The following is a 15965-nucleotide window of genomic DNA, read 5'->3' as shown; positions in this document are numbered from 1 at the left end:
TAATGATTTCTATAATGTTATAAAGATCCGTGAACTCACTTGATGAAAAAAATAAGTAGTCTGAAACCGTTTATTGTATTTGCAACACTCTCATGGTTTTCGTTCAGCGCTCAGTCGCAAACATTGACGACGCTCAAAGAGATGGTTGAACAAGTCATCTCCGCCAATCCGGAAGTACAAGTCAAGTACCATGAATACACTGGTGCGGGCTACGAACGCGATGTGGTCAAGGGCGGTTATCTACCTAAAGCGGATATTGTCAGCAGCTACCGTAGGCAAGAGGATATGGATGGTGGCTTTAGCCGCCGTAATGGTACTGCTATTCCAAGATCCAACAACGAACTAGTCCTCAGACAGATGATTTTTGATGGTTTTGCAACGCCAAATGAAGTCAGTCGCTTAGGACATGCGCAAAGAGTACGGTATTACGAGTTACAAAGTGCCATGCAAAATACTACGCTGGAATTTGTGCGCTCTTATATCGATACGTTGCGCTATCGCCAACTCACCGAATATGCAAAAACCAACTACGTCATTCACAAGCAATATCATGACAAAATCAAAGAGCGTGTAGATGCTGGCGTAGCGAGACGTGTGGATTTAGAGCAGGCGTCAGGTCGTTTAGCATTAGCTGAGGCTAACTTGCTAACAGAAACCACTAATTTGTATGAAGTGACTGCCAGAGTACAACGCTTATTAGGGGAGTTGCCGCCAGAAACGCTAGAAATGCCAGCGTTTGTAGCAGGTGAAATTGCACCTAGCCCAACAGAGGCATTGCAAGTGGCTTATCTTTCCAATCCAGATTTACTCTCGACCATAGAAGATATTCAAGCCACACAAAAAGAAGTGAAAACCAAAGAGGCGCGCTACTTGCCCCGCTTTGATTTGCAAGCGCGTAAAAATTTGGGTACCAGCTCTGATGGTGAGAACAGTACCAGCGCAGCGGATTTACTAGAGCTGACCATGAACTTTAACCTGTTTAATGGCTTTTCTGATAAAGCGGCAGTTAGCCAAACATTGGAAAAACTCAATCGCTCCAATGATTTGCGTGATAAAGCCTGTATCGATACGCGTCAAATCGTCACCATTGCTTATAACGATATCCGCCAATTAAAAGAGCAAATCACTTATCGCGATCAACATCGTGCATCTATTGAAAACGCAAGAGAAGCTTACCAAAAGCAATTTGATATTGGTCAAAGAACCTTATTGGATTTGCTCGATACAGAAAATGAGTATTTTCAGGCAAAGCGTAGCTATGCCAATACCGAATATGACTTGATGAATGCCTATGCGAGATTGTTTGCTGGGCAAGGTCAGCTGGTCAATAGAATTGGCTCAGCCAGACAAGGCTTACCTGAAGTAAAGCGTGAAGACTATGTAGATGCCGCCACTGTTTGTCAGGCTGTTGCAGCCGTACCGGTGACAATTGATAAAGCCGCTATTTTGGCAGATGCCAAACCGCTCAATGTCACTAACCGCCAGTTGATTAAACCAACAGATAGAACCACTGCATTAGCGCCTGCCACAGCTGGAGCATGTTCACCGGAAGTGGTAACCGCACAAGTGAACAATTGGGCAACTGCATGGCGTCAAAAAGACTATGATGCCTATATCAAAACTTACTCAGAAAAATTCAACCCTGAGCCCCCACTCACAAGAAGCGCGTGGGAGCAGCAACGTAAGCAACGTTTGTCTTCCCCTGGGAAAATTAACTTAGCACTGTCGAATGTGCAAGTGACTTGCGAAGGCGATAAAGCAAAAGCAACATTCCACCAAGAATATAGTGTGACCAACTATAAGCTATTAAAACAAAAGAATAGCCAAGGCTGTGATGTGTGTAATGCTAAGCGAATTGCTACAAAAGGCTTTGCCGATAACGTGAATAAAACTTTGGAGTTGGAACACTCCAGTGGCGAGTGGAAGATTTTGCGTGAGTTAGTCAATCCATAAAGATACGCCCGCTTAAAAAAGCACCCAGTTTAGGGTGCTTTTTTTGTATCTAGAATTATCACTCTTTCATATCTCTATTGATCACGTACTGTATCTTGCTTATATGAAAATAAATGACAAAATTATTAAAAAAATCGTCCCGATTACGGTAAAAATGCGCGATACAGTGATAGAATACGCTCCGCAACAAATTCAGCAGTAATCACCCGCCCGGGTGGTGAAATTGGTAGACACAAGAGACTTAAAATCTCTCGATCGCAAGGTCGTGCCGGTTCGATTCCGGCCCCGGGCACCAAATACAAAAGCCTTGAATATCAAGGCTTTTTTTACGCCTATTAGTATCCTTTACATATCTCTTTACGATGCCGGTTGTCTGCATTGGATGGTCAGCCTAAGCAGAGCCATAGATAACCTGAATGTTTTTATCCATGGAACCACCAATTTGCTTTACTTGTGGTTGTATATAACCAGTTTGGCTTCCCTTGTCTCGGTACTTTTTAATTTCTTAAAGTAAATCAGTAGCTTGAATCTAGCCTAGTCGTGGGAGCGATTTTTGCTATTTATATAGCACTCTTAAGTTTTAATAGAAGAAGAATATGAGCGAAGCACTTACTTGGAGTGGTTTAGATCTTCAATGGGCTTATTCGGATGTGCTGAACCGAATCAGCAGGCATACATTTTGCAAACATAAAGCATTTGATATTTTGCAAGATGCCATTGTCTATTTTGCGGTTTCTAGAAGCCCGTACCGCGATACTGAGCCACAAGCCTACCTAAACGGCATTGTGAACAATTTATTGGTGAATCAATATCGCCAAGAGGTTAAGTTTGTGCCTTATGATGAAGTGGCGCTAGAAGAAAGTACAACGGATTATTCACCAGAGCAGTTGTATGAAACCAAGCAAAAACTTTTCTATTTGCAACGTATCGTTGATTTACTACCTGAAAAATGTCGGCAAGTGTTTTGGCTGTTTCATGTGGATGGCCTGAAACAAAAAGAGATTGCAGACAAGCTTGGCATTAGTCTCAATATGGTAGAGAAGCATATGATTCGCGCCATGTTGGATTTGCGCGCGGCCAAACAAAAACTGCTATAGTTTAACCATGTCGAAAGCCATTCATTCCAGCGAAGCCGCAGCGCTTTGGTATATCCGTTTGCGAGATGCAGAACCGGATGCGCCCGAGCGGGGGGAGTTTGAGCGCTGGTTAACGACGAGTCCTATGCATCAAGCCGAGTACGAAAGCATCTGCAGTACCATGGATCAATTGGCATCGCCCAAGTCGTTAGCAAAGTTAGCTGATGCAATGGAGCAAAATGCATTTCTGGAAAAATCCGCCAAACGCCAAAAAGTGGTCAAGCACATTGCCCATGTGGTCGCAATCTGTGCTGTGGGATTGTTTGCGTTGTTTGCAAACAAACAATACGAGGTATGGCTGCAACAGCCTACCGTCCAAATCGTTGCAGATACGCCGGTAGGCAATATAGCCACGCGTACGTTAGATGACGGCAGCCGTGTAACCTTAAGTGGTAATAGCCAAATGGAAGTCAAATTTTATCGGCATCAGCGGCACGTGCATCTTATGCGCGGAGAAGCAATTTTTGATGTTGCCAAAGATGCTAATCGCCCTTTTGTAGTAGAGACTGAGCTGGCCAAAGTAACGGTATTGGGTACGCGCTTTGCGGTCAACAAGCTAAGCAAACTGGTGCGGATTAGCGTAGATCACGGTAGCGTGCGTGTTGAGCCCATTATGCCTAAGTCAGAGGCTGCAGATAGCGCCAAACTACTAACTAATGGTCAAGTAGTAGAAGTCTATCCTAATCAGACGGCGGTTATTACGCAGCGCCGTGCAGCAGATGCCTTTGCGTTTGTGAACGGTAAGCTAGTATTTGAGTGGGCGGATACTTATGAGGTTGCAGACACCTTGTCGCGCTACCGCGCACGGCCTGTGGTGGCTGACGGACAGTCTTCTCATAATATTTCTGCTATTGTCAGCGTGCAAGATGCAGAAGAGTTCTTACAAGGGCTACCCAATATTGCCCCGGTAATTGTGCACAATCAAACTAAACAGACTGTCATTGAGAGCGCAAACACGAAGCTTTAGATTTTAGTCAGATCGCCCCTACGCTGTAACCACCCCTTACCTAATAGTAATCACGTTTCAACCTTTATACAGCTGCTGTATTTGCATACATGGCGAAAAATGCTGGGCAATTCTCTAGCAAAAGACCTCTAGCTACTTTATATAAATAATAAAAAAGTAATTATTTTTTATTATCCACGTCAGGGTTTTCTTTCCTCAAACGATAAATAGAAAAATATATAGTTTTTGAGGAAGAAGAATGGATATCTTGGGCGCGGTTCACAAAACCATATTAGCCATCGTAGTGGTGTGCATGTGTTGGATATTTGTGCAGTTTCACGTAGAAGCTGCAGAACTGAATACTAAATTGCCGGCTGATCAAGACGCTGTATTTGCTGTGCCCGTGACAATTGATATCCCTAGCCAGCCACTAGCGGCTGCGCTCAATCAATTAGGCAAAAGTACTAATCTCAATATCGCGTTCCCTAGCGATTTGGTATTGGGTAAAACATCCCCTGCGGTCAAAGGACGAATGTCTCGCAAAGAAGCGCTACAACGCATTCTGGCTAACAGTGGGCTAGCCGCTAAAATTGATGAGGGGAATGCTTATATAGAACGTGCCTCAAATGACGACAAGAATATCCAGTTAGACACTATCAATGTACGCGCCAAACGCTTTTATGAGGTGGGTCCATTACCAGGCTTAGGTCTTACCAAAGACCAAATCCCCGGTAACGTGCAAAGTATTAGTGCAAAAGAGATCAAAGAGTCTCATTCATTAAGCATTACCGACTTAATGAACAAAAAACTACAGTCAGTCACTGTGAATGATTACCAAGGCAATCCGTTTCAGATGGATGTGCAATACCGTGGCTTTACCGCAGGCCCGCAGATCGGCACTCCTCAAGGCTTAAGTGTCTTCTTTGACGGTATCCGTATAAACGAACCCTTTGGTGATGTCGTCAACTGGGACATGATTCCCATGAATGCACTAGCAGGCGTTGATGTATTCCCCGGCTCTAATCCCATCTTTGGTCTTAACACACTAGGTGGCGCCTTTACTCTTAAAACTAAAGATGGCTTTAACAATGCTGGTGTTGATGCGGAAGTGCTCACAGGCTCCTTCGGCAGAAAACAACTCCAAGCTGAAGGTGGCTGGAACAACGGCACCATTGGTTTGTTTGCAGCAGGCAACTTCTTTTTAGAAGATGGCTGGCGCGAAAATTCTCCGAGTAAGGTCAACCAACTGTTTACAAAAGCCAGTTATAGAGGAGACAAGCTAGACCTAAACCTCAGTACCTTGTGGGTAGGGACGGATCTGGTGGGGAATGGCCTGTTACCTAGTGAAATGTACGCACAAGACCGCAACGCTTCATTTACATCCGAAGACACCACAAAAAATAGATTGAGCCAGTTTCAGTTAAGTAGCAGCTACTTTGTCAATGATAATTTTACGATTACAGGTCAGATTTATCGCAGAAATAGTAAAAGAAAGGCATTGGGGGCTGATGTCTATACAGATGGGTTTGGAGGTGAGCAGTATATACAACGTAATCTTGCGCCTGGAGAGCAATTTACTTGTTTGTTTTTAAGTACTAATCCTTACAAAATTCCTGATTATTATGTTTTTGATGTGGCTGATCCAAATGATTTTAGTTCTAATCCGTTTGTTTTAGATTATCTAATAAATAGCGGGGATCCGGCATATGACGTAAATGCTGCCCTTAATTTTTATACATCACAACCTAACCCCACCATCAGAAAAAACGGTGAGCTAACGCCTGAATATGCAAGGCATGCACAAGAAACGATAGCTTTTTGGAAAAATCAAGCAGATACACTTCTCTTTCAGGGCAGTAATGCTGTTCAACCAGAGGTTGGGCCAATCACATCATATTCTAATGGGGAAGCTGCTTACAGCGCTCCACAAGGTGTAAGTTATATCCTTTCGAAATTTAACGTATTTGATGTGGATCCAATTGAAGCGCTGGGGAGTATTAACTATTTTTATACCACCGATGGCGTTAAGCATTTTGTTATGACAGTAGCGCCTATCAACAAGGCTGAATGTTTGGAAGCGCTCCAAACAGCGCCTGATCAAAGTAGGCCATTGGAAATTAAAAGGCCTTATGGTGCATATGCAGGGCCTGTTGGGCTACCTATAGTCCCAGATGGTGGTGGTACTGCGGAACCAGGAGTCGTTGAAGGTACACCAGTATCTATCCTGACCGATAATGATATCAATCAATTAACGGACGGTGGATCTATACAATTCAACTGGAATTTCGAGAAACATAAATTCATGGTTGGGGCTTCGATTGATGCATCAAGCGCAGAGTACAGCAATAGCCAGCGCCTGGGTTTGTTAGATGAAAATCGTAAAGCATATTTAGCCCCCGACCAAATCCGGGACGAGTATGCGGCAGCAGACATAGATATAGCTAACAATAACTTTAATGGGAAGTCTACTACCAAAAGTATTTATGCCAGCGAAACGTGGAGCCCGATTGACACGCTGCATATTTCTGGATCAGCCCGGTATAACGACACGCATATCAAAAACAAAGTAGCCACCCGAACAGCCTTTGACTTTTTTAATCTTGCCCAATATCGCGCTTACCCAGACTATTTTAATGTATGTCTTGGTAGTGAAGACAATTGCCCAACTACAGGATATCGACAAGGGGATGGTAGCAAATTATTAAAACCAGCTGAGACGGAAAAATTCAGTTATTACTCGCTTAATCCATCTTTAGGCGTCACTTGGCAAGCAAAAGAAAACCTAAATTTATACAGTAACTGGTCACAAGGCACGCGCACACCAAGTGTGATTGAGCTGGGTTGTGCTTTTGATAGCAGGCCATCTGGCCAGTTATTAGTGTTTGCCGATGGTACAACAGCTCCATTGCCACGAAGCTTGGCAGAAAATCGCGCCTGTACACTCCCCACTACACTTTCAGGGGATCCTTATTTACCACAAATCAAAGCTGAGACAGTCGATCTTGGTATGCGTGGTAGCTTTTCAAGTTTATTAGGTATGGAGCGTTTGGAGTGGAATTTAGGAGCATATCAAACTGATCTTAAAGATGATATTTATTTGGTCTCTGTGGGTGGGAATAGTAGTTACTTCGACACTATTGGGAAAACACGCCGGAGAGGCTTGGAGGCCGGCCTCTCTGGCGTAGTTGGCAAAGCCAGTTTCAGGCTAAATTACTCCCTGACTGATGCAACTTTTCAGGATACATTCAATATGGTTTCTGATAACAATAGTAGTTCTGTTGTGGCTGTAAGCCAAAACTTCAATAGTGATACTTTTAGATTTATTACAGTAAAGCCAGGTGACCGCATGCCTGGAGTGCCCTTGCATAACCTAAACGCCAGCTTAAATTACGAAGTGACACCGAAATGGCAAGTAGGACTCAGTACAGTATTGCATTCAGAGAGTTTTTTACGTGGGAACGAAAATAACAAACATAGAAAAGGGGTCACCCAATTTATAGCCGCTGAAATACCAGATCCAAGTAATCCAGGCCAATTAATAAATGTTTTATTTCCGCGTCAGCCGAGCAATAACCCTGGAAAAGTGCCTGGCTACGCTACTTTTAATTTTCAAACTAGCTATAAATTTAGCCAAGAATGGACAGGGTCTATTTTGATTAACAACTTGCTTGATAAAGAGTATTTCAGCGCAGGTCGTTTAGGTCGAAACCCATTTTCACCCAGCATTAATGGTGCTATTGGCCCAAGTGGTTACAACCATAATTCGGGCGACTGGCTAAGCACTAATCTTATTGCGCCAGGTGCCCCAAGAGGCATTTGGTTCAGTTTGAATTGGCAGTTTGACCCAAATAAAAAATAGAAACATTACCAATTCATCGGCTAAGGGACTCATGCGAGCTCAGCAGTGTTCTGATACTAGACTGGCGTTAAAGGGTGTTGCAGACAACCACAAATGCCTGCTAATCGTAACGTAAAAAGGAAATATTATGATAAACGTTAAAATGAAGTTAGCTATTTTTGGAGTTTTAACTTGTTCCACCTATGCATTAGCACTGCCCGGTTTAGTCAATATCCCGGTGACTGGATTTGCAACAAGTGCCTACACACTTTGTAATACCACAGGTAACTTTGGTTCCGGTATTGGTGCTGCCGCACCTGTAGCACCCGGTGCTGGCACCAATGATACTTGTGCTTATTATCCGGCCCCTGCCACTAACCCGACACCTCCAGAAACAGGATATACACTAGTAACAAGTGCCGCGCGTTCAATTGTAGTGAACAATGCCCAAACTGGGGGTGTTAATAAATCTGTAGGTATCGTTAATGAGTATGTATGGCGTAAACCTGCTACCACAACGCCAGTAACACCAACGCCAGTGTGCATTTATGGAGCGGTAACTGTCATGAACGTATTGGACTATGACACCATCAATGCAGGCACTCAAACATTTGAAATAAATGATCTAGCGCGTGGTGGTTTTGATAACTTAAGTGTAGAAGCGGGTTATGCTATCCTTGGTACCACGCCAAATGCGGGGCCTGTTTTTAGAATTGGTCGCACATATACCTCTGTACAGCATAGAGCATTTGCAACATCGCCTATTTGCGGAGATGCGGGTGGCGGTGTTCCAGGTACAGGATATTTAGCTTTGCCTGGATTTGGCAACTCAGCTGCAGTAGCTGGCGTAAGCCGTTTTATCGGAACTGCTCCAATTTCGTTTTCCCCTCCTGCTTGTCTTGCAAATCCAACAGCAACAGAACAAGCCGCTGATGTATATCCTCCAATTGCACCCAATGGTTCTTGGATTGACTTTACGTTACATGTGAACGCAGGAAATCCACAGCCGTTATCTCCAATGACATATGTAAAAGCAGCTTGCACCACTGCAGCGCCAGTAACACGCCCGAATGCAATTCGCTTGCGCCAAACTGGTCAAGAGAAATCACCATTTATCTCGGTGGAGGTCACTGGGTTTGTACCACCTACTGCACCAGCAGTAATTACGCCACCAAACTAAAGGCATTTGCAGCCACTTTAAAAGAATTCAACTGAAATCAAAATTAGTACTCACGAGGCGCTAACACAGATTGAGGTGAATTGGTGTTGCAGGCAGCCACAAATGCCTGCTAATTGTAACGTAAAAAGGAATTATTATGATAAACGTTAAAATGAAGTTGGCAATTATTGGAGTTTTAAGTTGTTCTACCTATGCATTAGCATTGCCGGGTTTGGTAAATATACCAACCACTGGTTTTGGAACAACGGCCTACACACTTTGTAATACCACAGGTAACTTTGGTTCGGGTAGTGGTGCTGGCGCACCTGTAGCACCGGGTGCTGGAACTAATGATACTTGCGCTTACTATCCAGCGCCTGCAACTGATCCTACATCACCAGAAACTGGGTATACGCTAGTGACAACAGCTGCACGCTCAATTGTGGTGAACAATGCCCAAACAGGTGGTACCAATAAAACTGTGGGTACAGTTAATGAATATGTGTGGCGTAAACCTGCTGCAACAGCGCCCGTAACAGCAACCCCTATATGTATTTATGGCGCAAAAGCAACTATGAATAGCTCTGATTACGATACCGTGAACGGAGGCACCCAAACTTTTGAGGTGAATGACCTTGCCCGCGCAGGTTTTGATGGTTTGGTGATAGATGCAGGATATGCAATTACGGCTACAACGCCTAATGCTTCACCAGTGTATCGCATTGGTCGTACTTACACTTCTGTACAACATCGGGCTTTAGCGACCTCGCCAGTTTGTGGCGATGCTGGGGGTAGTACTGCTGGTACAGGATATTTGGCTTTACCAGGGTTTGGTAGTGCAGTAGATATCAATGGGGTAAGCCGCTTCACCGGTACTGCTCCTATCACGTTTGTTCCTCCTGCTTGTCTTGCAAACCCAACAGCAACTCAGCAAGCCGCTGATGTAAATGATGCTTGGATTGATTTTACATTTGATGCAAATGCTGTGGATGATGATGGTAGTTCGCAGGCTATTTCTGCAATGACTTATGTAAAAGCAGCTTGTACTACTGCAGCGCCAGTTACACGTCCGAACGCAATCCGCGTACGTCAAACTGGTCAAGAAAAGTCGCCATTTATTTCAGTCACGACGACTGGCTTTGTACCACCAAGTGCACCTGCAACAATTGTCCCATAGTTGTACTTAATTATTGAACAAAAAATACCACAGCGAATTAGCGATTAATTCGCTGTGGATTAAATTAATTTTAGGAGTATTGATATGGCTTATAAACAATTTAACGCGACAGAAACTGAATATACAGGGACGTCTAGCGATGATTTAATTATTGGTAATAATCTAGGTAACTTTATTGATGGTGCTGAAGGAAATGATGCTATCTGGGGTGGGTCTGGTAATGACCTTATACTTGGTGGTGAAGGCAATGATGCCGTTTACGGAGGGGCTGGTGATGACTATATTATTTTAGGCGAAGGTAATGATGTAGCGTACGGCGGTGATGGTATTGACAATTTATTTGGTGATGACGGTAATGATGTTTTACTTGGTGGGGCTGGAGACGACGCTATTTATGGAGGCGAAGGTGATGATGTAATGAATGGCGGAGATGGCTTTGATTTCATTTCTGGCACGGAAAGCTCACTTGGTGATGAGACGGTGGTAGGCGACTTATATTTAGCAACTTCTAACGATATCTTAATTGGCAGTGACGGTAATGATACTTTCGTGATTGGCGAAGATGGCGAAAATATAGTGATTGATGGCGGTGTTTCAGAATTTGATAATGCTGGTGATGAAGCTCGTTATGTTGAAGTTGAGGAAGACGAAGAGACAGAAGAGCTTTATGTATTTGATACCGTCAACAATGAATTCGTCGAGCTTGAGGACCAAGAAATTGCTGAACAAACCGAAACTGATGTTCGTTTGAATATTGTAACAAGGCCTGGATCTAGTGCGATTAGCACATTCGCTACGACTATTGCCGGTTACAACGCGGTAGACACTATTGAATTTACAGAAAGTGGTGAATATGAGGAAATCCAATTTTCTGGAATTGAACGCATTGAATTGGCAGATGGTGTCAACATTACTCTTTCAGCTGAGCAATTAGAAAATAATGGTGAGTCTTTGGATCGTGAATTTATCAATCCAGGTTTACACATTTACGGTGTTGCTGGTGGTGATGCCGAAACTGTCACTGTTGAGCTGGAGTATGAAGAAACCACATTTGAGCCAGCCGCTACCATTGTAGGTGCTACACCTGTGACTTACGATGCTGCTGCGCTTGAGTTTGATGACTATTCAATCGCTAATTTATTCCATAACGTCGATATGATTTACGATGCCAGCGAAGGTGAAGCTGGTAGCTATACGCGCATTGATGGTGCCAATGAATCAGCTGGTGCCAGCGAGACTGTGTATGGTAGTGAAGGCGTAGACAATGCAACGATGCGCTTAGGTGATGACACTTACTACGCAAACGATGGTAATGATTTGTTAGTGGGTCACGGTGGTGCCGATAAATTGTATGGTGAAGATGGTGACGACATTTTCCTCATCGGTGGTTTTGGCAGTGGCGTACAAGGCACAACTTCTAAAGCGGATGATGGCAATAAAGAGTGGATTGCTACCGGCGCTAACCATGATTTGATTGTGGGTGGTGCAGGTGTAGATACATTGCGTATTACTACCGGCATTGGCGCTAACACACAAGCCAATGGCACTATTGTGCTCAATAACGCTAACTTCCAATCCATGGAAGTAGTGCAAGTGGGCGGTACTGTGGGCCGTTTAAATGTTGAAGACTCCGCGCTTCAATTATTGAATGACCACTATTACCATCGTGCCAATAGCTCTGTTTCTGACTTATCAAATACCTTGGGTAATAACAGCGGCACCATCAATAACGTAGTTGTCGATGCTTCTGGTGTAACGACTAACGGTTTACGTTTTGAAGGTAACGCTAATACACAGAAATTTATTGGTACCAGCAAAGCCGATGTGTTTGTGGGCAATGGCGGTAACGATACGCTGACTGGTAATGGCGGTGCGGATAAGTTTGTATTTGGCAAAGTGTATGAGCAAGTCGTTACTGGTTCATCTACCAGCGTGCAAACGTATACCAACACAGCTTTTAACCTGACAGGTGTAGATACGATTACTGACTTTACCCGTGGTACGGATAAGTTGGAATTGCATTTGGATCAGTACAGCCAATTGGCTGGCTTTAACTCAAGCATGCTGCGTGTGAATGCAAGCGGTACTGCTCAAGATGCAAATGACTATCTGGTATACAACACCACGAGCAAAACGCTGAGTTACGATGCGGATGGTAATGGTGCCGGAGCGGCAGTGAATATTGCAGTGTTGACAGGCGTAAGCACCTTGTCTACTTCTGACTTTATTATTGCTTAATGCGATAGGGCGCGGGCAAGGCAACTTGCCTGCACCCACATGTTAAATAGTTATCCCTCGTGAACATGATGTTGTCGCAACTGCAGACGATTAAGCAGACCTTGCCTTTGCTTTGGCCTATTTGGCGCAAAGTATTTGTGTTTGGCTTTTTTACTAGCCTAATGGTGCTGGCACCCTCCTGGTATATGTTGGAGGTGTATGACCGCGTCATCAACAGCCGCAATATCACTACGTTAGCAATGCTCACTGTGCTGGTCACCTTTATTTATGTAGTGATGGAAGCACTAGAATGGCAGCGCAGAAAAATGCTACAGGCCGCAGCAAAAACCTTTGAACAAAGCTTGCAGGCAAAGTTGTTCGAAAGCAGTTTTGCCGCAAAGTTAAGCAATCCGGCTTTTCCTATTCAGCAGGTCTTTTCCGATTTCTCCAGCCTTAAAAACACATTGAATTCTTCTGCGTTTTTAGGCCTGATGGATGCACCATTCTGTTTGATTTTTTTAGTGGTGGTCTTTTTAATTCACCCGGTATTAGGTGTGTTAACCCTACTCGGCCTAGCGATTCAGTTATTCATTACGCTCAATAATCAATTGCATATAGAGCCGCAAATGAAACTGGCGAACGAGCATGCCATTGAATCCCAGCGTTATTTTAGTAGCGTGACACAGCATAGCGATGTTGTGACAGTCATGGATATGCTGGCGCCTATTCAGCAAAAGTGGTTGCAAAGCCAACACGGCTTTTTATGGAATCAGGCGCAAGCTTCTGAGCTGGCTGGTAAAAATGCGGCTATCTCCAAGTTTTTACAAACGCTGCAAAGCAGTGTGATTTTAGGCGTGGCGTGTTACTTGGTGATCGCGGGTGAGCTACTCAATGGTGGGGCGATGATGATTGTGGCCTCCATTCTGGCTGCGCGCGTGCTTGCGCCTTTGGTGCAATTGGTCAGCCACTGGAAAATGCTGGTACAAGCCAGAGCATCCTATATCCGGCTAGAAAGCTTATTTGCCAAGGCAGAAAAACCCGTGACAGGCATGACATTGCCAGCCCCCAGCGGTGAAGTCACAGTGGACAATGTGAGCTATGCAGTAGATAGCTTGTCGCAAGCGTTATTTATTCGCAATGTGCAACTCCAATTAGCACCGGGCAATGTGCTAGTGATTGCAGGTGCATCCGCCTCTGGCAAAACTACACTGGGCAAATTACTGGTGGGCTTATTGCCGCCCACTTCCGGTCGTGTGCGTTTAGATGGCGTTGATGTCTATGCTTGGAACAAGCAATCGCTAGGGCCACACATTGGCTATTTATCACAAGAAGTCGATTTGTTCGACGGTACGATTGCCGAGAATATTTGCAGGTTTGGTGCGCATCACGAGCAGGCGATGCATGACGTCGTGACTTTATTGGGCTTGAATGAATTGCTGAGCCGGTTCCCCAATGGCCTAGACACAGTGATTGGGCGCGAGGCCGCTTATCTTTCAGGTGGCGAGCGTCAACTCATTGGCCTAGCGCGCGCATTGTATGGTGCGCCTAAAGTGGTCGTGCTAGATGAGCCCAATGCAAATCTGGACACTGCTGGCGAGAAAGCGCTATATCACGCTATTGCTAGCATGAAGCAACAAGGTACTACGTTTGTCGTCATCAGCCACCTGCAGCATATCTTGAGTGTAGCGGATTGGATGCTAGTGATGATGCAAGGGCAGATGATACGCTTTGGTAAACCTAAAGAGGTATTGGCCAGCTTTCAAACATCCGGTGGAAAGGTGGCCAGCAAATGAGCAAGGTCTTAGCGTATCTATTTCAGCCTGACAGTAAAGTGGATGCTAGTTTGCTACTGAAGCCATTTAAGCAAACCTTTATGCACATGGCGTGGTTAAGCATGCTGACCAACGTGCTGATGTTGGTACCCACCATTTATATGCTGCAACTTTACGATCGCGTCATGGTGAGCCGCAACACGCTTACGCTGATTGCGGTGACATGCATGACCGTGTTTTTGATTGCGCTGATGGCCTTGGCTGAGTGGATTCGCTCCATGCACGCCATTAAGGCTGGGGTGCGCTTTGATATGACTTATGGCAAGCAAGTGTTTGGTGCAGCATTTTCTACGGCCGGACACACTTTGCAAGCACCGGCGCAAGCCTTAAAAGACTTAACTGCCGTGAGGCAGTTTATGACGGGCAATGGTTTGTTTGCATTTTTTGATATGCCGTGGAGTGTGATCTACATTGCAGTGCTGTTTATTTTGAGCCCGGTATTAGGGGCCACCGCCGTAGTGTTTTGCCTGATTCAGTTTGTGCTTGCGTTATGGAATCAGCGGCAAAGCCAAGTGCCATTGCAGGGTTATGCAGCGGCGCAGCAACAAACGGACCTGTTTTTACATCACAAAATTCGCCATCTACAAACCAGCCATGTCATGGGTATGTTCAATGCGTTGTTTCAACGTTGGCAAGCATTAAACCATCAATTGGGTGAGCAAGACGCGCGTGTTCAACAAATACAAAACCGTAGCCAGTTTATAAACAAACTTGTGCGCTACACCATGCAGTCGCTCATGCTGGCCATTGCTGCCGTGCTTACTATCCGCGGTGATATTAGCGTGGGTTCCATGATTGCTTCTAACGTATTGATTGCGCGTGCGCTGCAACCGTTTGATGTGATTGTGCACACTTGGCGGCAATACATCACGGCAAAAACCGCAGCGGGCAATCTAAGCGATTTATTAGCTCGGCAGCGCCAGCATTTGCATAGCCAACACTTACAGATACATCCAAGTACGTCTGCGCCACATGCTGATTCGGCTAATCACATCGAACTGAAAGCGTTAAGCGTGAAGTTGGGCGATGCTGAAGTACTTAAACATATTTCAATGACAATTGTGCCGGGGCGTATCTTAAATGTCATGGGGCCATCCGGCTCTGGCAAAAGCACGCTAGCGCGTACCTTGGTTGGGCTGGTCACGCCGGAAAGTGGGCAGTATCTGCTTGGCAAACAATTGATACAGACCCAGGCCGGGCTCTCAGCCTATACAAGCGTGGGCTATTTACCACAACGGGTGTCATTGTTGGAGGGCACCATCGCAGAAAACGTTGCGCGCTTTGGCTTGCTGGAGACAGAACATATTATCGCCGCATGCAAAGCGGTGGGCATGCATGAATCTATATTGCATCTGCCACAAGGCTATGACACACGCTTAGATGAGCATGGTGCACCATTGTCTGGTGGGCAACGACAGCTCATTGGCTTGGCAAGAGCCATTTACAAAGAGCCTGCTTTGATTGTGCTGGATGAGCCCAATGCCAGCTTGGATGAGTTTGGCGAAGCCAGCTTGATGCAGGCACTACAAACGCTCAAGGCCAAGCAAAAAACCATTGTATTGATCTCACATCGCTCCAGCTTATTAAAGGTGACCGATGACCTGTTGATTTTAAAACAGGGCGAGGTCGCACATTGCGGGCCAAGAGACGCGGGCATCGCGTATCTCAACCAACTTCAAACCATTTCAGTCGCGAATGCAACATAAC

Annotated in this window: 9 protein-coding genes and 1 tRNA gene; all 10 read left to right on the top strand. The window is 45.0% G+C overall.

Annotated features, from left to right (window positions below; all coding sequences use genetic code 11):
* Positions 1-42: 42 nt before the first annotated feature.
* On the top strand, positions 43-1953 hold the full coding sequence (locus FG11_RS07490) for a TolC family outer membrane protein (RefSeq protein WP_152604055.1): 1911 nt from the start codon (positions 43-45) through the stop codon (positions 1951-1953).
* 208 nt (positions 1954-2161) lie between these two features.
* A tRNA-Leu gene (locus tag FG11_RS07485) sits at positions 2162-2248 on the top strand.
* 301 nt (positions 2249-2549) lie between these two features.
* The gene (locus tag FG11_RS07480) at positions 2550-3050 is read left to right on the top strand and encodes an RNA polymerase sigma factor (RefSeq protein ID WP_020182455.1); all 501 of its coding nucleotides are present in this window, start codon (positions 2550-2552) and stop codon (positions 3048-3050) included.
* Between the two features lie 7 nt (positions 3051-3057).
* Positions 3058-4056, top strand: a complete 999-nt coding sequence (locus tag FG11_RS07475) for a FecR family protein (RefSeq protein WP_047534068.1) — start codon at positions 3058-3060, stop codon at positions 4054-4056.
* A gap of 238 nt (positions 4057-4294) precedes the next feature.
* Positions 4295-7894, top strand: coding sequence for a TonB-dependent receptor domain-containing protein (locus FG11_RS07470; protein WP_047534065.1), 3600 nt, complete (start codon positions 4295-4297; stop codon positions 7892-7894).
* A gap of 127 nt (positions 7895-8021) precedes the next feature.
* Entirely contained in the window at positions 8022-9053 is a 1032-nt protein-coding gene (locus tag FG11_RS07465) for a hypothetical protein (protein WP_235276360.1), read from the top strand.
* A gap of 136 nt (positions 9054-9189) precedes the next feature.
* A complete protein-coding gene (locus FG11_RS13285; RefSeq protein WP_235276359.1) occupies positions 9190-10209 on the top strand; it encodes a hypothetical protein in 1020 nt (339 codons plus the stop codon).
* Between the two features lie 84 nt (positions 10210-10293).
* Positions 10294-12447 (top strand): calcium-binding protein, encoded by a 2154-nt coding sequence (locus FG11_RS07455; RefSeq protein WP_020182450.1) that lies wholly within the window; start codon positions 10294-10296, stop codon positions 12445-12447.
* Positions 12448-12512: 65 nt separating this feature from the next.
* Positions 12513-14219, top strand: coding sequence for a type I secretion system permease/ATPase (locus tag FG11_RS07450; protein WP_052184979.1), 1707 nt, complete (start codon positions 12513-12515; stop codon positions 14217-14219).
* Entirely contained in the window at positions 14216-15964 is a 1749-nt protein-coding gene (locus tag FG11_RS07445; RefSeq protein WP_081978193.1) for a type I secretion system permease/ATPase, read from the top strand. The genes FG11_RS07450 and FG11_RS07445 overlap by 4 nt, the downstream gene beginning before the upstream one ends.
* Position 15965 lies beyond the last annotated feature (1 nt).

Origin of the sequence: Methylotenera sp. N17, from assembly GCF_000799155.1 — a bacterium.
Classification (GTDB): Bacteria; Pseudomonadota; Gammaproteobacteria; order Burkholderiales; family Methylophilaceae; genus Methylophilus.
Note: the sequence above shows the minus strand (reverse complement) of the source record. Positions and strands in the feature narration are given on the sequence as shown.

Excerpts from the sequence above, each read along its gene's own strand:
- FG11_RS07465 (WP_235276360.1), top strand. The coding sequence starts at position 8,022 with ATGATAAACGTTAAAATGAAGTTAGCTATTTTTGGAGTTTTAACTTGT.
- FG11_RS07470 (WP_047534065.1), top strand. The coding sequence starts at position 4,295 with ATGGATATCTTGGGCGCGGTTCACAAAACCATATTAGCCATCGTAGTG.
- FG11_RS07480 (WP_020182455.1), top strand. The coding sequence starts at position 2,550 with ATGAGCGAAGCACTTACTTGGAGTGGTTTAGATCTTCAATGGGCTTAT.
- FG11_RS07445 (WP_081978193.1), top strand. The coding sequence starts at position 14,216 with ATGAGCAAGGTCTTAGCGTATCTATTTCAGCCTGACAGTAAAGTGGAT.
- FG11_RS07475 (WP_047534068.1), top strand. The coding sequence starts at position 3,058 with ATGTCGAAAGCCATTCATTCCAGCGAAGCCGCAGCGCTTTGGTATATC.
- FG11_RS07450 (WP_052184979.1), top strand. The coding sequence starts at position 12,513 with ATGATGTTGTCGCAACTGCAGACGATTAAGCAGACCTTGCCTTTGCTT.
- FG11_RS07455 (WP_020182450.1), top strand. The coding sequence starts at position 10,294 with ATGGCTTATAAACAATTTAACGCGACAGAAACTGAATATACAGGGACG.
- FG11_RS13285 (WP_235276359.1), top strand. The coding sequence starts at position 9,190 with ATGATAAACGTTAAAATGAAGTTGGCAATTATTGGAGTTTTAAGTTGT.
- FG11_RS07490 (WP_152604055.1), top strand. The coding sequence starts at position 43 with ATGAAAAAAATAAGTAGTCTGAAACCGTTTATTGTATTTGCAACACTC.